The sequence below is a fragment of the uncultured Flavobacterium sp. genome, from assembly GCF_963974175.1.
Lineage (GTDB): Bacteria > Bacteroidota > Bacteroidia > Flavobacteriales > Flavobacteriaceae > Flavobacterium.
Genome location: NZ_CAXBBR010000003.1, coordinates 38,806 through 60,076, shown reverse-complemented (window position 1 = coordinate 60,076; position 21,271 = coordinate 38,806). Strand labels below are relative to the sequence as shown.

The following is a 21,271-nucleotide window of genomic DNA, read 5'->3' as shown; positions in this document are numbered from 1 at the left end:
TTTATATAATAATTTTTCCTTCAAGAAATACGCTGTCTATTAAATTACTGCCAAAAGCATATGGCAATTGATAGTAGGAAGGGATTGGTTTCGTGATAATAAAGTTTGCTTTTTTACCAATAGTTATACTTCCGTGGGTGTCTGAAATTCCCATTGCATAAGCTCCATTAATGGTAGCGGCATTTATCGCTTCCTCTGGCGTCATTTTCATTTTAATGCAGGCAGTAGCCACAACAAAATTCATGTTGCCAGATGGAGTGGAACCAGGGTTGTAGTCCGTAGCAAGTGCTAATGGAAGACCGGCCGCAATCATTGCGCGTGCTGGTGTGTAAGGAATACTCAAAAAATAAGAACACGACGGTAAGGCTACAGGCATCGTTTCTGTATTTTTTAATACTTCGATATCTTCTATTGTCATTACTTCAAGATGATCTACAGATAATGCATTGTATTTTATTCCCGCTTGAATCCCACCAATCGAATTGAACTGGTTTACGTGAATTTTTGGCTTTAGGCCAAAGTGTATTCCGGCATTCATAATTTCTTCTGTTTCCTCAACGGTAAAATAACCAGTCTCACAAAATACGTCTATAAACTGGGCCAAATTGTTTTTGGAAATTTCTGGAAGCATATGGTTGATTAAAATATCGATGTAGCCTTTTCGATCTTCTTTGTAAGCTAATGGAATAGCATGAGCACCGAGAAACGTAGCTTTTATAGAGATGGGATAGTTTTGTGCCAGTTGTTTGATTACGCGAAGCATTTTTAACTCTCCATCGATGGTTAGCCCATAGCCAGATTTAATTTCGACCGCTCCGGTTCCTAGACGCATAACTTCTTCCAGACGCTCTTTGGACTGATTGTAGATGTCTTCTTCAGTAGCTTCGTTGAGCTTTTTAGCTGAATTTAAGATTCCGCCGCCACGATTAGCTATTTCTTCATAGCTGAGGCCGTTGATGCGATCCACGAATTCCTGCTCGCGATTGCCTGCGTAAACAATATGGGTATGACTGTCGCACCAGGAGGGCAATATCATTTTTCCTGTGGCATCAATAGTTTTATCTGCTTTTGTTTTTAGTAAATTATCCATAGAACCAAAATCAGCAATCAAATTGTCTTCTATAAGTAAGTACGCATTTTTGATTGTAGGAAGAATAGCCATTGCAGCACCAGATACTTTGGCAACTGAGATTTCGCGAACCTGAAGTAATTCCTTTATATTTATAATTAATGTGGTCATTTTTGTTTATTTTGTTATTCAGAAACGGTGATTTCAAACATTTTATCCCAGTTTTTTCCAGTTACAAAAATAGTTTTGGTTTTTGGGTTGTATGCAATTCCGTTTAAAACTTCGGCTGTGGTATTTTTCACCATTTTTCTTAAACCTGATAGGTCAATGATTCCTTCAACAGCTCCTGTTGCAGGGTTTACCACAGCAATGGCATCTTTTTGCCAAACATTCACATAGAACTTACCATTAATATACTCTAATTCATTGATTGATTTGATTTTAGTTTTGCCAGAATAGACGTTAATGTAATCTAACATTTTTAGGTCTTTTGGATTTGTTGTCCAAATTTTCTCGGTTCCATCTGATTGGTAAATATTTTTCCCATCATTAGTCATTCCCCATCCTTCAATATCTTTAGTAAAAGCAAATGTTTTTTCTAATTTTAAGGTATTGGCATTATAGATAAAACCTGTTTTTTCTTGCCATGTTAATTGGTATAACTTGTCGTTTAGGAATGTAATTCCTTCGCCAAAGTATTTAGCGTCAAGATCTACTTGCTTGTATACTTTACCGGTTTTGTAATCGTATTTTCTAAAGTAAGAAGCGCCTTTTTGCCCAGTGCTTTCATATAAGGTGTCTTTGTAAAACTCTAGACCTTCTGTAAAAGAAAGCGTATCGTGTGGATGGGTATTTACAATTTTATAGTTCAATAATTTAGGTTGTACGCTGGATACCAGTTCTACTCTGGCGGTCGCTTCTGAATTTTCACCTTCATAATATACTAACGCTTTTAGGTTTTGGTAACCCAATTTTTGGTCTTTTAATTCTAAGGTTAATTTCTCTAGTCCTTTTGTAGCTCCAATCTTAGTATCGTTTACATAATATATAGTACTATCCACAGCTTTCGATTGTGGGTTCAGAATTTCTAAAGTTAGTGCTTCTTCAGGCATGTATTTTGCCGCAAATTTTGATGTATCGAAATTAAATATAGTATTTTCTCCTTTTTTTGTATCCCCACAATTAGAAAGTGTCATTGCTAATAAAATGACTGATAGTAAGTTATAATTTTTCATAGTATGAATTTTGAATACACCAATATACAATGTTATTTTTAGCGAGCAAAGCGCTTGCAAAAATATAAAAAGATTGTATATTTGCAGCGGCAAGTCCTACACGACCAGCTCCTGCAGACTCCCCCAGGATGGGAACATAGCAAGGGTACGTGGTTGAGCGGTGCGATGTAGGTCGCTTGCCATTTTTTTTTAATCTGGACTTTGTTCAGATTTTTTTTTGCCAAATTTTAAAAATGTTTTCAAAATAATTTCAAAAGTAGTCTTCCTTCGGGAGGATTTTTTTATTTTTGAAGCAACCAATAAAAGCAACAATGAGTAAAGTAGTTTTGATTACAGGAGGTTCCTCCGGAATAGGGAAGTCAATTGGTGAGTTTTTACATCAGAAAGGGTTTGTTGTTTATGGAACAAGTAGAAACCCAGAACGGGTACTAAATTCTATTTTTCCATTAGTGGCTTTAGATGTTCGTAATTCAGAATCAATTGAGGCTGCTGTCGCAAAAATTATCGCCACTTCAGGTAGATTAGACATTGTGATTAATAATGCGGGTGTCGGAATTACGGGACCATTGGAAGAAATTCCAACTGTTGAAATGAAAAATCACTTTGACACTAATTTCTTTGGTCCAATTGAAGTAATGAAAGCGGTATTACCACAAATGCGAGAGCAAAAATCAGGATTCATAATTAATATTACTTCGATAGCTGGTTATATGGGATTGCCGTATCGCTCTATGTATTCTGCTTCAAAAGGGGCTTTAGAATTGATTACAGAAGCGTTGCGTATGGAAGTGAAGTCCTTTGGAATTCATATTACAAATGTTGCTCCGGGCGATTTTGCTACTAATATTGCTTCGGGACGTTATCATGCACCAGTCATAAAGGGTTCTGCTTATGAGGCTTCTTATGGAGAATCATTGCGAACGATGGATGAGCATGTCGATGGCGGTAGTAATCCAAATGAAATGGCAGAAGCGGTGTATAAAATTATGCAGACTAAAGAGCCGAATGTTCATTATAAAGTAGGGGCTTTTATGCAGAAGTTTTCCATTGTATTGAAACGAATTCTTCCTGATAAAGTTTACGAAAAAATGCTAATGAACCATTACAAACTATAGTTATGGAAAATATAAAAGAATTACTTTCTCAAATATTGATGGGGTTACTTGTTATCATTTTTTGGTTTATCATTCGTGGTATTTTGAAATCTATTAGTGCTAAAATGAATAATAACGAGCTTTATAAAGAGGATATGCTTAATGTTCTCGAAGAAATAAGGGATGAATTGAAAGAATTGAATAAAAACAATTTAGTTAAGTAAATTTAAGTTGTAATTTTACATCAGATTTGCGTGAGGGATAGCAGTGAAAAGCCCGCAGCAGCGTGTAGCGAAAGCGAAACGATGCGAGGACTTGTAGCGAATAGCCCGACCCTTGTGGTCACGCCCAAAATACAAACACACAATTAAATAAACAGATATTATGAAATTTTTTATTGACACAGCTAATTTAGCTCAAATTAAGGAAGCGCAAGCATTAGGAGTTTTGGACGGAGTTACTACGAATCCATCATTGATGGCTAAGGAAGGAATTACTGGAAAAAACAGTATTTTGAAGCATTATGTTGACATTTGTAATCTTGTTGACGGTGATGTAAGTGCTGAGGTAAATGCGCTTGATTATGACGGAATGATTAAAGAAGGTGAAGAATTAGCTGATTTACATGAGCAAATCGTTGTAAAATTGCCAATGACTAAAGAAGGTGTAATGGCTGCTAAATACTTTTCTGATAAAGGTGTTAAAACAAATGTAACATTAGTATTCTCTGCAGGTCAAGCTTTATTAGCGGCTAAAGCGGGTGCTACTTATGTATCTCCATTCATCGGTCGTTTAGATGATATCTCAACTGATGGATTGGCATTGATTGAAGAAATCAGATTGATTTACGATAACTACGGTTATGAAACAGAAATTCTTGCTGCTTCAGTACGTCATACAATGCATATTGTAAACTGTGCTAAAATAGGTGCTGATGTAATGACAGGACCACTTTCTGCAATTTACGGATTGTTGAAACACCCCTTAACTGATATCGGTTTGGCTCAGTTTGTAGCTGATTTCGAAAAAGGAAATAAGTAAAAGAAGATAGCAGTATTCAGTGATAACTCACAGTATGTTGCTTAGAAATAAAAAGCCCCATTTGCAGATGCAAATGGGGCTTTTTTTATGATTATTATCAAACTACTTTCTTACAAAAGGAGGTAATAATTTAGAAGAAACTTCTCCAAAACCTATTCTAACTTGGCTATTTTCGCAATAACCTTTCATGATTACAGTATCGTTATCATTTATGAATTTACGCTCTGTACCGTCATTCAATTTGATTGGGTTTTTTCCTCCCCAAGTCAATTCAAGCATAGAACCATAACTATTTGGCGTAGGTCCGGAAATTGTTCCTGATCCCATCATGTCTCCAGAATTTACACGACAACCGTTTGAGGTATGGTGTGTTAATTGCTGACTCATGGTCCAATACATATGTTTGAAATTGGAGTTACTAATAACAGTAGGTTCAACGTTTTCTGGTTGTATTGCTACTTCTAAATGGATGTCAAATGAGTGCTTCCCTTTTTGTTGTAAATAGGGTAGTGGACTCGGATCTTGTTTTGGGCTAAGAACTCTAAAAGGCTCTAAGGCATCCATAGTTACAATCCAAGGAGAGATAGAAGAAGCAAAGTTTTTAGCTAAGAAGGGTCCAAGTGGTACGTATTCCCATTTTTGAATGTCTCTAGCGCTCCAATCATTTAATAGTACCATACCAAAAATATAGTCTTCAGCCTCGTTGATAGGAATCATTTCTCCCATTACGTTTGCGTCAGTAGTAATAAATGCAGTTTCTAGTTCAAAATCGATTAAACGAGAAGGTCCAAAAACGGGCGTAGTTTCACCAGCTGGTAATGTTTGACCTATAGGTCTGTGTACTGGAATCCCTGAAGGTATGATGGTAGAGCTTCTTCCATGATATCCTACTGGGATGTGAAGCCAGTTAGGTAATAAAGCATTTTCTGGATCGCGAAACATTTTTCCTACATTAGTAGCATGTTCTTTACTGGAATAAAAGTCAGTATAGTCCCCTATAAGAACGGGCAATTGCATTTCTACTTCGTCCATTTTGAAAATAACGATGTCTTTATGCTTCGCGTTGTCTCTTAATTTAGGATTGTTTTCATCGAATATATCAGCAATACGATTACGTACTAATCGCCATGTTTTTTTACCATCAGAGATAAAATCATTTAATGTGTCTTGCATGAACATATCATCAGTCAATTCAATACCTTCAAAGTAATTTAATTGCTGTAAAGCGCCCAAGTCTATAGCTGAATCGCCAATTCTGGTACCTACAGTCACCACATTTTCTTTAGTAAGAAAAACTCCGAAGGGAATGTTTTGAATTGGAAAATCACTGTTTTCTGGTATCTCTAACCATGATTTTCTTTTGGTATCGTTGGCTGTTATTGACATAATATGTTAATTGTTTTGTTGAAAATTATACTTCAAATATATTATAATCTAACAGTTTCACAAACGTTTTTTTGTATTTTTGCTTCAAATTAACTAAAAACGAAGAAATGCAACGCGACAAACAAATTTTTGACCTTATTCTAGAAGAACAAGAAAGACAAATACACGGATTAGAACTAATTGCTTCAGAGAACTTTGTAAGTGACGAAGTAATGGAGGCAGCAGGTTCTGTTTTGACTAATAAATATGCAGAAGGATATCCAGGAAAAAGATACTACGGAGGTTGCGAAGTAGTGGATGTTGTGGAGCAAATTGCTATTGATAGAGCTAAGGAATTGTTTGGTGCTGAATATGCTAATGTGCAGCCACATTCTGGTTCACAAGCTAATACAGCAGTTTTCTTTGCTTGCCTTAAACCTGGTGACAAGATTCTTGGTTTTGACTTGTCTCATGGTGGACATTTAACACACGGTTCTCCGGTAAATTTTTCGGGACGTTTGTATAGCCCAGTTTTCTATGGTGTTGATGCAGAAACAGGACGTTTAGATTATGATAAAATTCAAGAAATAGCAACAAAAGAGCAGCCAAAATTGATCATCGCAGGAGCTTCGGCTTATTCACGTGATATGGATTTTGAGCGTTTTAGAGTAATTGCTGATAGTGTTGGCGCTATTTTATTTGCTGATATTTCACATCCTGCAGGATTGATTGCTAAAGGATTAATGAATGACCCAATTCCTCATTGTCATATCGTTTCGACTACGACACATAAAACATTACGTGGACCTCGTGGAGGTTTGATTATGATGGGTAAAGATTTTCCTAATCCATTTGGTTTAACAACTCCAAAAGGAGATATCAGAATGATGTCATCATTATTGGACTTAGCTGTTTTTCCTGGAAACCAAGGAGGACCTTTAATGCACATCATTGCTGCAAAAGCAGTTGCTTTTGGTGAAGCTTTGAAAGATGAGTTCTTTACTTATGCTTTACAATTGCAAAAAAATGCGAACGCAATGGCAGATGCTTTCGTGAAAAGAGGGTACAATATCATTTCTGGAGGTACAGACAACCACATGATGTTGATTGATTTGAGAAACAAAGGGATTTCTGGAAAAGAAGCTGAAAATGCTTTAGTAAAAGCAGAAATCACTGTTAATAAAAATATGGTTCCATTTGATGACAAGTCACCATTTGTAACTTCTGGTATCCGTGTTGGAACTCCAGCTATCACCACTCGTGGATTAGTTGAAGAAGATATGGAAACGATAGTTGAATTAATTGACAGAGTGTTGATGAATCATACAAATGAAGATATCATCGAACAAGTGGCTAATGAAGTTAACGAAATGATGAGCGAAAGAGCTATTTTCGTTTTCTAAAAAACTTTTGTTTAAAGTTTCAGGTTTAAAGTTTAAAGGTTTGTGTTTACGGAAATGTATCGCATGTTTTAAACTTTAAACTTTTTTTTTTGAATTCAAACTTTAAACTATTATAAATTTTAAACAAAAAAAGATGGGTGTATTAAGATTGCAATTACCAACGGATCCAAGATGGGTAAATATTGTTGAGAAAAATATCGAGGAAATCTTAACGGATCATGCTTGGTGTGAACAAAAAGCGGCCACTAACGCAATAACTATAATTACTAATAATTCAGAGCATCAGGATTTAGTAAAGGATCTTTTGGCCTTGGCCAAAGAAGAAATTGATCATTTTGAGCAAGTTCACAATATCATTATTAAGCGTGGGTTAAAATTAGGTCGCGAGCGCAAAGACGATTATGTGAATGAGTTGTATTCATACATGAAAAAAAATGGAAATGGAAGTAGAGTTTCCAGTTTAGTAGAACGATTGCTTTTTTCGGCGATGATTGAAGCTAGAAGTTGTGAGCGTTTTAAAGTGCTGTCAGAAAATATTCAGGATGAAGAATTAGCTGTATTCTATCGTGATTTAATGGAAAGCGAAGCGGGACATTATACCACATTCATTACCTATGCTAGAAAATATGGAACTGGAATTGATGTAGAAAAACGCTGGAGAGAATGGATCGATTTTGAAGCTTCCATAATTGAAAATTACGGTAAAAATGAAACGATTCACGGATAAATGGGATTGGGATTGTAATATTTAGCATGTGATATAAAAGGATAGAAATCAGAAATTTAAACTATTATTAGGCTTTTGAAACGAAGTAATAAAGGAACAGAAGCTTTATTTTTTGCTTCGATTAATAAAATTAATATATATTTATAACCTATAATGTTAAACAATTATAATTTTTATTAAATGAGGCTCTATATAAAATATGATGGAATTGTTGCTTGTAGAGTGATTTTACAGGAACAATTAGAAAGATTAAATATCAAACATAAGCTTTTAGAATTAGGAGAGATTGAAATAAGCAATACTGTTTCTGATGCTGATTTTGCTGAACTTCAAGCTTCTTTAAATAAGTATGCAATTTATATTGTAAACAATGAAAAGAGCCAATTGATACAAAGAATAAAAGATACTATCGTAGAAATGATTTATGAGAATGATAAATTGCCAGCAATCACTATTTCCCAATATTTATCTGATAAACTTAATTTAAGTTATGGATATATAACTAATGTTTTTACGGAGAACACTTATTCTTCTATTGAGAATTTTATTATTATTCAAAAAATTGAAAGAGCAAAGAAATTGATATTAGAAGACCAATTGACTTTAACAGAGGTATCGTATAAATTGAATTATAGTAGCGTGGCTTATTTATCAAGTCAGTTTAAAAAAGTGACAGGCTTAACCCCTTCAGCCTTTAAAAGAATTGTAGATAAGAGAAGAAATTTATCGAATTAACGTCAACTATTGTAAAAATTAAAAACAAAAAATAACACCGTATATATATGATTTCACATAAAGATTCTATGCACATTTTGATAGCAGATGATGATGAAGATGACCGTACTTTTTTTAGTGAGGCAATGATGGAACTTAAAATGAATAATAAGTTGACATTGTTTAACGACGGTAAAGACTTAATGGATTATTTATCAAACCCTGATATAATAATGCCGCATATATTGTTCTTGGATTTAAATATGCCTTACATGTCAGGATTTGAATGTCTTAAAGTCATAAGAGCCGATGTTAGATTTAAAGATGTTTCAATTGCCATATATTCAACTTCTTCGTCTGAAAAAGATATTGAAGAAACATTTGTTGAAGGTGCTAATATTTACATTAAAAAGCCCAATGATTTTGCTAAATTAAAAAAAGTGATCAAAGATGTTTTAAATATCAACTGGCAGTTTCATTCTTCAGGGTTAAATAAGGAAACCTTTTTCTTTAGCATCTAAAAAAACTGCTTGTGAAGTTAGTAAAATTATATAAAAACACTCAAATATTTAAGATTGCTTTAGTTGTAGCAATTTTGGTGGTAGGCTATATAGCGTCCATTTTTTATACCCAGATGAGAAGTCTTGACTCATCAGTTGGCTTAATTACAAATTCAACCGAAACTCAATTAGAGCTCGAAAAGATACTATCGACAATTAGTATGTATGAGAGTAATCTTAGAGGATATATAATCACGAAAGACGAATCTTATCTTAAAAACAGATTTTTAAAAAGAGGGGAGATTGATCAAAATATTGAGAAAATAAAAAAATTAGTAGCTAATAATCCCCGAAGAATTAAAGATATTGATTTACTCAATAAGTTAATAGATCATAGGTTTAATTTGTTTAGAGAAACTTTATTGTTATCAAAAAGTAAAACCTTTGATAGTGAGGGATTCAATGCCAAGCTGCAGGAGAGTAATGATTTTACGGAGACGATGAAATCATTTGTCTATAAAACGATAAATGCTGAAGGTGATAAAATAAAAGTTCATAATGTTAATCATCAATTTGAATTAGAAGACTCTATTATAAGTGCTTTTTTATTAGTGATACTTACATTATTGATTTTGCTATTGTCTTTTAATAAAACAAATGTTGATGTTGTTGAGTTGAAAAAAGCCAATGACGAATTAAAGTTTTTAAATCTATCGTTTAACAAAGCTGAAAAAATAGCTGGATTTGGTCACTGGAAAATTAATGTAGAAACAGGATTATATACTTTCTCTGATAATTTTTATCGTCTTTTAGGAGAAGAGCCTTATGCTTTTGAACCCAAATTAGAAAACCTCACAAAATACATTCATCCCGATGATTTAGCGTATGTCATGCAAAGTCATAAGGATTCATTGATAAGCTATGAACCTACATCGGTAACGTTTCGTTTTGTATTGGCTAATGGCGAAATTAAATATATTAAGTCAGTAGGAAGCTTTACCCAAAATAGCAAAGGAGAAATGATAAAAACGGGAGTGAATTATGACATGACCGATCAGTATGAAAAAACACTAGAATTAGAAGAAAGTAATATAGAACTAAAAAGTATTAATGAAGAATTAGAGTCTTTCAATAATATTGTAAGTCATGATTTGCAAGAGCCACTCCATAAAATTCAAATGTTTATTTCCAGAATAGGGGCTAGTGATAAGGAAACTATTTCAGAACAAGGAAGAGTCTATTTGTCAAAAATTGGTATTTCGGCTAATAAAATGCAAACGCTACTAATTGATTTAGTTAATTATTCTAGAACTGTAAAAGGAGATAAGGTTTTTGAAGAAGTTAATTTAAATGATATTGTAAAATTGGTGATTGATGATTTGTCGTCTGATATAGAAGATAAAAAAGCAGTTGTAGAAGTAGGAACTTTGCCTACGATAAAAGGAATGTCTTTTCAAATAGATCAACTTTTTGTGAATTTAATATCTAATGCATTAAAGTATAGTAAAGACACTGTTACTCCTCAAATTAATATTTATTCAGAAGATGTTGGTGTCGAGGAATTTTATCACGATAAATTGATTTTGGATAGTGACTATCATAAAATTATAATTAAAGATAACGGAATAGGATTTAAGCAAGAATATGCTGAAAAGATATTTATGTTATTTCAACGTTTAGAAACAGGTCCTAAATATTCGGGGACAGGTTTAGGTTTAGCTATTTGTAAAAAAATAGTTGACAATCACCACGGATACATTAAAGTTCAATCAGAGCCACATGTTGGCACCACGTTTTCTATTTATCTACCTAGAGACACTTAGTATTAAAAGTAGGTTTAGGAGAATAAGTACAGGTAAAAAAACGTTTTATAAATACTATTTTTTTACGTTTGCATAATTATAAATTTCACAATCCATTTACATGATAACTATTTCAGAAGCTACTTCTAAAGATTTTAAAACAATTCGAGAAATTGCCTATAAAACTTGGCCGGATGTATATGGCGAAATTCTATCTGCAGCACAATTGGAGTATATGTTAAAAGCCTTTTATTCTGTAGATGTATTAAGAGATAATGCCACTAATAATGGGCATCATTTTATTTTAGCTTCTGAGGGAGATGTTTGTCTTGGTTTTGCTTCCTTTCAGCATGATTATTTAAATGATAAAGTAACTCGTTTGCATAAGATATACTTGCTTCCTGAAGCGCAAGGAAAAGGGGCAGGCAAGTTGTTGATTGATACCGTTATAGATTATGCGAAAAAGAATCACTCAAAGATTCTTTCCTTGAACGTAAATCGATTCAACAAAGCATTAACCTTCTATCAAAAACTAGGTTTTGAAATCGTTGGAAAAGAAGATATAGAATTGGATCACGGCTATTTAATGGAAGATTACATGTTAGAAAAACAATTGTAATTTTAGCTTCCTCAGTGTAATTTGAACAAAACAGTCGGGTTATTGTTTTAAAAACTATTTTAATAGATATATTGTGAGAAAAAAGCGGTAAATTTAAGTGTTTGTTTATCACTTATTTTTATTAAATCGATTGGGATGAAATTTGGAAATTACACTTTATTAGCGGTGCTGTTTTTAGCACTGTCTTGTTCGAAAAAAAACGAAGGAATAAAACCCACCCTTGGCACTGTAACCGAAAGTGTCTATGCATCAGGAATTATTAAAGCAAAGGATCAATATACCGTTTACTCCACTGTAAATGGTATTTTGCAAAAAATAAAAGTTGCTGCAGGACAAGCTGTAGGGCAAGGTCAGTTGCTTTTTGAACTTGAAAGCGAAAAAGCAGAATTAAACACTGAAAATGCCAGATTAGCGTATCAACTTAGTCAAGGAAATAGTCTTTACATTAGGGATAAGATTGCAGAGATGGAGCTAAAAGTACAATCGGCAAAGGATAAGCTAACTCTTGACGAATCCATTTATAATAGAAACAATAAAATCAGATCGCTTGAAGGGATTTCAGAGGTGGACTTTGAAAGATTTGAATTAGCTTATAAAAGCTCTAAGATAAATTATGAGTCGGCTAAAAAGCAATTGGCACAACTCAAAGCACAGTTGAAGAACGACCAAGATCGCAACAACATCAATCTTAAATACAGCCAAAACACCCAAAGTGATTTTAGTATTAAAAGCGCTATCGCTGGACAATTGTTTGATGTTTTGGTTGATAAAGGTTCCTTAGTTACCACTCAGACGCCACTAGCGATAATAGGGAAGGCAAATTCGTTTGTATTGGAACTCGAAGTGGACGAGAATGATATGGTGCGTGTCGTTTTGGGTCAGAAAGTATTAGTTACTATGGACAGTTATAAAGGAGAAGTTTTTGAAGCAATAGTTGATAAAATATATCCTATTATGGATGCCCGTTCCCGTACATTTAAAATTGAAGCCCAATTTGTTAAAGCCCCAAGAAAACTATATCCTAATCTAACGGCCGAAGCAAATATAATTATTCAGACAAAAGAAAATACGATTACTATTCCTAGAAGTTATTTAGTAGACAATGAATATGTGATTGTTAATAATGATGAGAGAAGAAAAGTGAAAATTGGTTTGAATGATTACCAAAAGGTGGAGATTTTAGAAGGATTGAAAAAGGAAGAAACTATTTATACTCCGAAACAGTGAATTATAAACTGATTTTAGATATTGCTTTTCATTTGCTTAGAGCTAGACTTAAACAAACTATTGTTGCCGCTGTGGGTGTCACTTTTAGTATTGCTATGTTTATCTCTTTGGTCAGTTTTATGAGCGGATTGAATGAATTACTGGATGGATTAATGCTGAATAGAACACCGCACATTCGGATGTATAATGAAGTAAAACCATCGGATAATCAACCTCTATCATTGTCTTATGAATATAAAGGGAATACTGGTTTTATTCATTCGATAAAACCAAAAGATCGAGGGAAATCGATATACAATAGCATGTCGATTATTAGGACTTTAAAACAAGATAAACGAGTAATTGATGTCGCACCAAAAGTGACTGCTTCTGTTTTATTTAATTCAGGAACTATTGAAATTTCTGGCTTTGTGAACGGAATAGATGTTGTTGCAGAGAACACTCTTTTTATGACAAGCGATTATATTAAAGAAGGTAAATTGTCTGATTTGAATCAGAACAACAGCATCATTATAGGAAAAGGTTTGTCGGATAAGATGTTACTTTCGAAAGGAGATATTATTAAAGTATCCACTTCTAATGGAAATTTAGCCTCCTTAAAAATAGTAGGGATTTCTGAAACAGGGATCGCTGATATTGATAATATGTCTAGTTATACGTCATTAACTACCGCTCAAAAATTATTAGGTCAACCTAAAAATTATATTACTGATATTCAAGTTAATCTTTATAATAAAGAATTGGCTGTGGCTATGGCCAAAGAGTTTCATACTGTGTTTAATTTGGATACGATAGATTACTTGGCTGCTAATGTGCAATTTGAAACAGGAAGTACCGTTCGTAGCATTATTTCTTACACAGTAGGAATCGTATTATTGATAGTTGCCGGTTTTGGAATTTACAACATATTGAATATGATGATTTATGAAAAAATGGATAGTATAGCTATTCTTAAAGCTACAGGATTCTCTGGGAACGATGTCAAATGGATTTTTATATCCTTATCGATAATAATAGGAGTTGCGGGAGGTATTTTTGGATTAATTTTCGGTTATATCTTTTCTAGTATAATTGACATTATCCCATTCACAACGACTTCTGTACCATCTGTTACGACTTATCCTATTGATTATAATATTGCTTACTACGGCATCGGAATAGTATTTGCGCTTTTTACAACAATTATCTCTGGTTTATTTCCAGCCATGAAAGCAAGCAGGGTAGATCCCGTTGAAATTATTAGAGGAAAATGATATGAAAGAAACAGCTTTAGAGACCAAAGGGTTAATCAAATATTTTTACAATCCGAAGAAATTTCAAGTAATCAAAGATATTAATTTGAAGATTAATTATGGTGAGTTTGCATCCATAGTAGGTAAGTCTGGTTGTGGAAAATCTACTTTGTTGTATTTGCTATCTACCATGGATACTGATTATGAAGGACAGTTACTAATACATAATGAGCTTATTACGGGGCAATCTGATGAGAATTTGGCTAAAATTAGAAATGAAAAAATCGGTTTTGTATTTCAATTTCATTATCTGTTACCAGAATATAATGTTCTAAATAACGTGATGCTTCCTGGTTTTAAATTAGGTAAATATTCTAAAGAGGAATTAGAGCATCGTGCGATGGGACATTTAAAAACATTAGAGATAGATCAGCATGCTTTAAAAATGCCTAATCAATTGAGCGGAGGAGAAAAGCAGCGTGTTGCTATTGCTCGTGCTTTAATTAATGATCCTTTGATTATTATGGGGGATGAGCCTACGGGAAACTTAGACAGGAAAAGCGGAGATATCGTATTTGATATTTTCAAAAGGTTAACTGTAGATTTTAATCAAACAATATTGATTGTGACTCACGATCCTGATTTTGCCGATAAAACAGATCGAATAATTACAATGGAGGACGGCCGAATTATTTCTTAGGGAAACGGAGTGCTTTTTACTCTAATTTAAATATAATAATCACAATTATTCAGCATATATTAAGAAGTAGGCAGATAAAAAATAATAAGTAGTTCTTACAATTTAGAATAAACATGTTTTTTGTAAAATTGCTAATTAATTCTATTCTAACTGCTTATAACTATTTCGTTACTACTGCCATTTACAGGAAAAACGATTGCGTTGATTTTTACTTAACAAAATCATAAAATTAATTTTCACTTTCATTGTTTAACTACATTTGACCTCGAAATGAGAGCAACAATTTTTTTTATATTCCTTTGCACATTCTTTTTTTGCAAAGGTGAAAATTTAACTGTTAACCGTACACATCCTTGTAGTGCGCAGAACTCTTTGGCTCAAAAACATTTTTTAGAAAATCAAGGTTTACGTGACAATTCAGATCAGTATAATAAAATTATTGAAGATACAGATACTGGAGAGGATAATCTTAATTCAGATAATACCTCAAATAAATTTGTACCATTAAATTTTGAGGCTACTCACAAATGGTATATTACAAATTCCAATTTCTTTTATTTAAAAGATAATTTAAAAGGCATAAAAAACTTTCCGTCTTTTTTTGGATATTCCCAACCAATCTACATTATAATAAGAGTTTTAAGAATTTGATTATTGACTTCATCAGTTGATAAATTAATGACTTTTAATCTCTAACGGAGAAAAATAACTTTATTTTTCCAAATGACGGTTTTCGGACACGCCATGGCTACTGATGACTTGTTTTGCCCATAATATTTTTAAATCCAATCAATCAAGTACTCAATTCATAAACTATCATGAAGAGAATCGCCATTTTATCAGGGCTAATCGCCCTAATAAGCTTAACGAGTTGTAACTCAAAAAAAGAAGAGAAAGAAGTAACAGAAACGTTTTCAGTTACAAATCCGGTTGTAGTTGACACCTCATTTACAAAGGAATATGTTTCACAAATACGGTCTGTTAAAAACATAGAAATTAGAGCTTTAGAAAAAGGGTTCTTACAAAAAATTTATGTTGATGAAGGTCAATATGTGAAGGCAGGTCAAATATTATTTAAAATATTACCTACGATGTACGAAGCTGAATATCAAAAGGCGCTAGCCGAAGTAAAGGCTTCAGAAATAGAATTACAAAACACTAAAGATTTAGCCGATAAGAATGTAGTTTCTAAAAATGAATTGGCTGTAGCCAAAGCTAAATTAGATCAGGCAAGAGCCGAAATGGCAATGGCTAAATTTCATTTATCTGCGACTGATATTAGAGCGCCATTCTCAGGAACTATTGATAGACTACCTAAAAAATTAGGCAGTCTTATTGATGAAGGTGAATTATTGACTAGCCTTTCTGACAATAGTGAGATGTATGCTTATTTCAATGTTTCTGAGCCAGAATATTTAGATTATGAAACTGATATTAAGAACCGTGCTCAAAACCAAGTAGGTTTACTTTTAGCTAATGGTACGCCATTGAAATACAAAGGAAAAGTAGAGGTGATAGAGAGTGAATTTGATAGCGAAACTGGAAATATAGCTTTTAGATCAAGATTCCCTAATCCTGATAAATTACTTAAAAATGGTGAGACAGGTAAAGTACTAATGACTGTTCCGCTGAAAATTGCTTTAGTAATTCCACAAAAGGCAACATATGAAATCCAAGACAAAAAATATGTGTTTTTAGTAGATAAAAACTGCATTGTACATTCTCAAGAAATTGAAATTAAGGGTGAAATGCCTGACTTGTATGTGCTAAAAAGCGGTGTTTCAGCTAGCGATATGATTTTATTGGAAGGTGTTCAAAAGGTAAAAGAGGGCGATAAAATTAAATGTAAAACAATGGATCCTAAAATTGTAATTGAGCATTTAAGGTTAAAAGCGGAATAAATTAATCCTATAAAAAAATATATAAATGTTTAATAAATTTATCCAAAGGCCCGTCTTGTCGATAGTAATATCGCTAATAATTGTCTTTTTAGGGGTATTGTCGGTGATGAATTTACCTATTACCCAATTCCCATCCATTTCACCACCAATGGTGAATGTTACAGCAGATTACCCAGGTTCTAATGGAGAATTGATGATCAAATCAGTTGTTATTCCTTTAGAACGAGCCTTAAATGGAGTACCGGGAATGAAATACATGACTTCCGATGCAGGAAATGATGGTGAAGCTAGTATTCAAGTCGTATTCAACTTAGGTACTGATCCTAATCAAGCCGCTATTAATGTTCAAAATCGTGTGGCTTCTGTGGTTAATAAACTACCGCCATTAGTGGTAAGAGAAGGTGTGAAAATTACTCGTGAAGTTCCAAGTATGCTGATGTATGTAAACCTTTTTAGTACGGATAAAAATACCGACCAAAAGTTTTTGTACAATTATGCCGATATCAATGTTTTATCTGAATTGAAAAGGGTAAATGGCGTTGGTTCTGGAGATATTTTAGGAACTCGCGAATATGCTATGCGTATTTGGTTGAAACCCGATCGTATGTTGGCCTATAAAATTTCTACCGATGAGGTAATGGAAGCTTTATCAAGTCAAAGTTTAGAAGCTTCACCGGGAAAAACAGGAGAAGCCTCCGGTAAACGTTCACAAGCATTTGAATATGTATTGAAATATTCAGGCCGATTTACAACCGAAAAACAATATGGAAATATAATATTACGTTCCAATGCAAACGGCGAAATATTAAGATTAAAAGATGTTGCTAATATTGAGTTTGGAAGTTCGATGTATGATATCTATTCGAATTTAAATGGTAAACCGTCTGCAGCGATTGTATTGAAACAATCATTTGGTAGTAATGCAAATCAAGTTATTGAAGATGTAAAAGCCAAATTAGAAACCATCAAGAAAAAATTCCCAAAAGGAATGGATTATGAAATTTCATATGATGTTTCTAAATTCTTGGATGCTTCTATTGAAAAAGTAATACATACTTTAATTGAAGCTTTTATTTTGGTAGGCTTAGTGGTATTTCTTTTCTTAGGAGATTGGCGCTCTACAATAATCCCAGCAATTGCGGTGCCAGTATCATTAGTTGGAACTTTTATGTTCATGCAATTCTTCGATATTTCACTTAACTTAATTACGTTGTTTGCGTTGGTTTTGGCTATTGGAGTGGTCGTCGATGACGCCATTGTGGTAATCGAAGCCGTGCACGCTAAGATGGAGGAAGAACATATCGGCCCATTAAAAGCGACTAAAAAAGCGATGCATGAAATTTCGGGAGCTATTGTGGCTATTACGTTCTTGATGGCTGCAGTATTTATTCCAGTTGCGTTTATGTCTGGCCCAGTTGGGGTGTTTTATAGACAGTTCTCTATTACGATGGCAACAGCAATTATTCTTTCGGGAATCGTTGCATTGACATTGACACCTGCACTTTGTGCGATGATGTTAAAAAACAATCATGGTAAACCGAAAAAGAAAACGCCTATAAATAGATTTGTAGATGGTTTTAATAACCTATTTAACCTTACTCAAGGTAAATATCAAAATTTACTAGCCAAAATTATAAATAGAAGAGCGATTACTTTTATTGCACTGGTAGGATTTTGTGCAGGAACATGGTTAATCAGTAGCACGGTTCCTTCTGGATTTATCCCGAATGAGGATCAAGGGATGTTTTATGCCATTATTCAAACACCTCCGGGATCTTCACTAGAACGAACAAATGATATTTCAGTAAAATTGCAAAAAATTGCCGAAGGTGTTGAAGGAGTAAAATCGGTTTCTTCTTTAGCAGGTTATGAAATTTTGACTGAAGGTACTGGATCTAATGCAGGAACTTGTTTGATTAATCTTAAGGACTGGAATGATAGAAAGCACTCTGTTGTAGAGATTATGGCAGAATTAGAAGAAAAATCTAAAGATATTCCTGGTGCAAATATTGAATTTTTCCAACCACCAGCGGTACCAGGATATGGCGCTGCGGGAGGATTTGAGCTTCGTTTATTGGATAAAACGGGTTCAGGTGATTACAAAAAAATGGAGGCGATTAATAATGATTTTGTAAAAGAATTAAACAAACGTCCTGAATTATCTAATGTATTCAGTTTCTATAGCGCCAGTTTTCCTCAGTACATGATGAAAGTGGATAATGACCTAGCACAGCAAAAAGGAGTTTCCATTGAGAATGCAATGAATACCTTGTCTACTTTAGTGGGAAGTAATTACGAAATTAGTTTTATTAAATATGGAATTAATTATAAAGTAATCGTGCAAGCATCTCCAGAATATCGTGCATTGCCAGAGGATATTTTGAAACTCTACGTTAAAAATAACCGAGATGAAATGGTTCCTTATTCTGCTTTTATGAAGTTAGAAAAAGTATATGGATTATCGGAGATTACGAGACACAATATGTATACTTCTACAGAGATTAGCGGTTCTGCCGCCGCTGGATATAGTAGTGGTACAGCTATTAAAGTCATTCAAGAAGTTGCCGCTGAAAAATTACCAAGAGGATACGATATTGACTGGGCAGGTATTTCTGCTGATGAGGTATCACAAGGAAATCAGGCCATCTGGGTATTCCTTATCTGTTTAGGATTTGTGTACTTAGTCTTAGCGGCCCAATACGAAAGTTTTATTCTGCCTTTATCTGTAATTCTATCCTTACCAGCGGGTATATTTGGAGCTTTTCTTTTATTGAAATTAACAGGACTCGAAAACAATATCTATGCTCAAGTAGCTATGGTAATGTTGATAGGGTTGCTGGGTAAAAATGCCGTTTTGATTGTGGAATTTGCCATTCAGCGACATGCAGCAGGGAAATCAGTGCTAGATGCTGCAATGGAAGGAGCAAAAGCTAGGTTCCGTCCTATTTTGATGACATCATTTGCTTTTATCGCAGGTTTGCTACCATTGGTTTTTGCTACTGGACCAGGTAAAATTGGTAATAGAACTATTGGAACAGCAGCAGCTGGAGGGATGCTTATTGGTACAATTTGCGGTGTGTTTGTAATTCCGGGATTGTATTACATCTTTGGTCGAATAGCAGAGAAATACAAGTTGGTAAAAAATGAAGAAGAAAATCCATTAACTGAAGAAATTGATAACAATGAAGTTCATAAAGAAAAATAGTATTGCCATAGCTATCTGTATCATGGTAGTAGGTTGTAAGGCACCATCAGCTGTAGAAAGCACTGCTAAAGTAGCTATTCCAAACGCATTTGTTACTAGTACAGATACCACTACTGTTGCAAGTATGAAGTGGAGAAGTTTCTTTACTAATAAGAACCTGCAAAAGTTGATTGATACCGCACTTCAAAACAACCAAGAGTTGCAAATTACGTTACAGGAAATTGAAATAGCAAAAAATGAAGCACGAATTAGAAAAGGATTTTTATTACCAACAGTAGGTCTTAGAGCGGGTACTGGTGTCGAAAAAGTAGGACGATATACTAGTACGGGCGCGGGCGATGCTTCTACTGAGATTTATCCAGGAAGAGAAATGCCTGATCCACTGACAGATTTTAGTATTGGGGCTTACGCCAATTGGGAAGTAGATATCTGGAATAAACTGCATACTGCAAAAAAAGCAGCGGTTACTCGCTATTTAGCCACGGTCGAAGGTAAAAACTTTGTACTGACTAATCTTGTTGCCGAGGTTGCTACTTCGTACTATGAACTGCAGGCTTTGGACAACCAACTCCTAATTGTAAAACAAAATATTGCGCTTCAAAAGAATGCCTTAGAAATTGTAAAATTGCAAAAAGAAGCGGCAAGAGGAACGGAATTAGCAGTACAGAAATTCCAAGCTGAGGTGCTGAAGTCACAAAGCATGGAGTATGATATTAATCAAAATATCAAGGAGACAGAGAATAGAATCAATTTTCTCTTAGGTCGTTTTCCTCAGGAAATTCAAAGAGACAGAACCGCTGTTTTAAGTATTGTTCCTGAAGCTATGCAAGTAGGGATTCCTTCGCAATTGCTAACGAACCGTCCAGACATCAAACAAGCCGAATTAGAATTGGCTGCAGCCAAATTAGATGTGAAAGTAGCGAGAGCAGAGTTTTTTCCTTCTTTCGGGATTTCAGCAGGAGTTGGGTATAATGCATTCAAAACCTCTTTCTTGTTTAAGTCACCTGCTTCATTATTGTACTCATTGGCAGGAGATTTAGCGGCACCATTAATTAATAGGAATGCTATAAAAGCGGAGTTCAGTAATGCAAATGCAAGACAAATTCAGGCGATGTATAACTATGAGCGCGTAATTTTAAATGCGTATTTAGAAGTGTCAAACCAACTTTCTAAAATTGATAACTTAGAAAAAAGCTATGATTTAAAATCAAAACAAGTAGCTGCTTTAGACAGATCTATAGATGTTTCAAATGATTTGTTTAAGTCAGCGAGAGTTGATTATTTAGAAGTGTTACTTACACAACGGGATGCACTAGAAACAAAATTGGAATTAATAGAAACTAAAAAAGACCAATTGAATGCCGTTGTTAATGTTTATAAAGATCTTGGAGGCGGTTGGAGATAGCCACTAATTTAATTTGAAATGAGAGTCGGAAT

General features: G+C 34.0%; 19 protein-coding genes and 1 other RNA gene. 17 read left to right on the top strand and 3 right to left on the bottom strand.

The annotated features are described in order from the left end of the window. Position 1 precedes the first annotated feature (1 nt). Positions 2 to 1,240 carry an imidazolonepropionase gene (gene hutI / locus AAC069_RS05555; RefSeq protein WP_339919494.1) on the bottom strand — a complete coding sequence of 413 codons (1,239 nt, stop codon included), beginning with the start codon at positions 1,238 to 1,240 and terminating at the stop codon, positions 2 to 4. Positions 1,241 to 1,254: 14 nt separating this feature from the next. After that, positions 1,255 to 2,304 (bottom strand): glutaminyl-peptide cyclotransferase, encoded by a 1,050-nt coding sequence (locus AAC069_RS05550; RefSeq protein ID WP_339919493.1) that lies wholly within the window; start codon positions 2,302 to 2,304, stop codon positions 1,255 to 1,257. An 87-nt stretch (positions 2,305 to 2,391) separates the two neighbouring features. On the opposite strand from AAC069_RS05550, the gene ffs reads away from it, so the two are divergent. The 4 genes from ffs (at position 2,392) to fsa (ending at position 4,439) form a co-directional block, all read left to right on the top strand. After that, an RNA gene (ffs, locus tag AAC069_RS05545) (signal recognition particle sRNA small type) lies at positions 2,392 to 2,489 on the top strand. A gap of 126 nt (positions 2,490 to 2,615) precedes the next feature. Continuing rightward, on the top strand, positions 2,616 to 3,419 hold the full coding sequence (locus AAC069_RS05540; protein WP_339919492.1) for an SDR family oxidoreductase: 804 nt from the start codon (positions 2,616 to 2,618) through the stop codon (positions 3,417 to 3,419). A gap of 2 nt (positions 3,420 to 3,421) precedes the next feature. Next, positions 3,422 to 3,622 carry a hypothetical protein gene (locus AAC069_RS05535; RefSeq protein ID WP_339919491.1) on the top strand — a complete coding sequence of 67 codons (201 nt, stop codon included), beginning with the start codon at positions 3,422 to 3,424 and terminating at the stop codon, positions 3,620 to 3,622. A 160-nt stretch (positions 3,623 to 3,782) separates the two neighbouring features. Continuing rightward, complete coding sequence (fsa, locus tag AAC069_RS05530) at positions 3,783 to 4,439, top strand: fructose-6-phosphate aldolase (RefSeq protein WP_091086379.1); 657 nt, start codon at positions 3,783 to 3,785, stop codon at positions 4,437 to 4,439. 102 nt (positions 4,440 to 4,541) lie between these two features. Here fsa and fahA read toward each other — a convergent pair whose 3' ends face one another. Continuing rightward, the gene (gene fahA, locus AAC069_RS05525) at positions 4,542 to 5,825 is read right to left on the bottom strand and encodes a fumarylacetoacetase (RefSeq protein ID WP_339919490.1); all 1,284 of its coding nucleotides are present in this window, start codon (positions 5,823 to 5,825) and stop codon (positions 4,542 to 4,544) included. A gap of 107 nt (positions 5,826 to 5,932) precedes the next feature. Between fahA and glyA the strand changes: the two genes are divergently transcribed. The 13 genes from glyA (at position 5,933) to AAC069_RS05460 (ending at position 21,239) form a co-directional block, all read left to right on the top strand. Beyond that, positions 5,933 to 7,207: a serine hydroxymethyltransferase gene (gene glyA / locus AAC069_RS05520; protein WP_091086372.1), complete on the top strand. Its 1,275-nt coding sequence runs from the start codon at positions 5,933 to 5,935 to the stop codon at positions 7,205 to 7,207. A 133-nt stretch (positions 7,208 to 7,340) separates the two neighbouring features. Then, entirely contained in the window at positions 7,341 to 7,934 is a 594-nt protein-coding gene (locus AAC069_RS05515; RefSeq protein ID WP_339919489.1) for a tRNA-(ms[2]io[6]A)-hydroxylase, read from the top strand. 180 nt (positions 7,935 to 8,114) lie between these two features. Next, positions 8,115 to 8,669: an AraC family transcriptional regulator gene (locus AAC069_RS05510; protein ID WP_339919488.1), complete on the top strand. Its 555-nt coding sequence runs from the start codon at positions 8,115 to 8,117 to the stop codon at positions 8,667 to 8,669. Between the two features lie 47 nt (positions 8,670 to 8,716). Then, positions 8,717 to 9,169, top strand: coding sequence for a response regulator (locus tag AAC069_RS05505; protein ID WP_245712023.1), 453 nt, complete (start codon positions 8,717 to 8,719; stop codon positions 9,167 to 9,169). A gap of 11 nt (positions 9,170 to 9,180) precedes the next feature. Continuing rightward, complete coding sequence (locus AAC069_RS05500) at positions 9,181 to 10,971, top strand: ATP-binding protein (RefSeq protein WP_339919487.1); 1,791 nt, start codon at positions 9,181 to 9,183, stop codon at positions 10,969 to 10,971. 100 nt (positions 10,972 to 11,071) lie between these two features. Beyond that, the gene (locus AAC069_RS05495; RefSeq protein ID WP_339919486.1) at positions 11,072 to 11,569 is read left to right on the top strand and encodes a GNAT family N-acetyltransferase; all 498 of its coding nucleotides are present in this window, start codon (positions 11,072 to 11,074) and stop codon (positions 11,567 to 11,569) included. 135 nt (positions 11,570 to 11,704) lie between these two features. Then, positions 11,705 to 12,796: an efflux RND transporter periplasmic adaptor subunit gene (locus AAC069_RS05490; RefSeq protein ID WP_339919485.1), complete on the top strand. Its 1,092-nt coding sequence runs from the start codon at positions 11,705 to 11,707 to the stop codon at positions 12,794 to 12,796. After that, a complete protein-coding gene (locus AAC069_RS05485) occupies positions 12,793 to 14,049 on the top strand; it encodes an FtsX-like permease family protein (RefSeq protein ID WP_339919484.1) in 1,257 nt (418 codons plus the stop codon). The genes AAC069_RS05490 and AAC069_RS05485 overlap by 4 nt, the downstream gene beginning before the upstream one ends. Position 14,050: 1 nt before the next feature. Beyond that, complete coding sequence (locus AAC069_RS05480) at positions 14,051 to 14,728, top strand: ABC transporter ATP-binding protein (protein WP_339919483.1); 678 nt, start codon at positions 14,051 to 14,053, stop codon at positions 14,726 to 14,728. Positions 14,729 to 14,998: 270 nt separating this feature from the next. Further along, a complete protein-coding gene (locus AAC069_RS05475) occupies positions 14,999 to 15,379 on the top strand; it encodes a hypothetical protein (protein WP_339919482.1) in 381 nt (126 codons plus the stop codon). Positions 15,380 to 15,546: 167 nt separating this feature from the next. Beyond that, positions 15,547 to 16,629 (top strand): efflux RND transporter periplasmic adaptor subunit, encoded by a 1,083-nt coding sequence (locus tag AAC069_RS05470; RefSeq protein WP_339919481.1) that lies wholly within the window; start codon positions 15,547 to 15,549, stop codon positions 16,627 to 16,629. Between the two features lie 25 nt (positions 16,630 to 16,654). Next, positions 16,655 to 19,834 (top strand): efflux RND transporter permease subunit, encoded by a 3,180-nt coding sequence (locus AAC069_RS05465; protein WP_339919480.1) that lies wholly within the window; start codon positions 16,655 to 16,657, stop codon positions 19,832 to 19,834. Then, positions 19,812 to 21,239 carry a TolC family protein gene (locus AAC069_RS05460; RefSeq protein ID WP_339919479.1) on the top strand — a complete coding sequence of 476 codons (1,428 nt, stop codon included), beginning with the start codon at positions 19,812 to 19,814 and terminating at the stop codon, positions 21,237 to 21,239. Before AAC069_RS05465 ends, AAC069_RS05460 begins: the two co-directional genes overlap by 23 nt. The last annotated feature ends 32 nt before the right edge of the window (positions 21,240 to 21,271 follow it).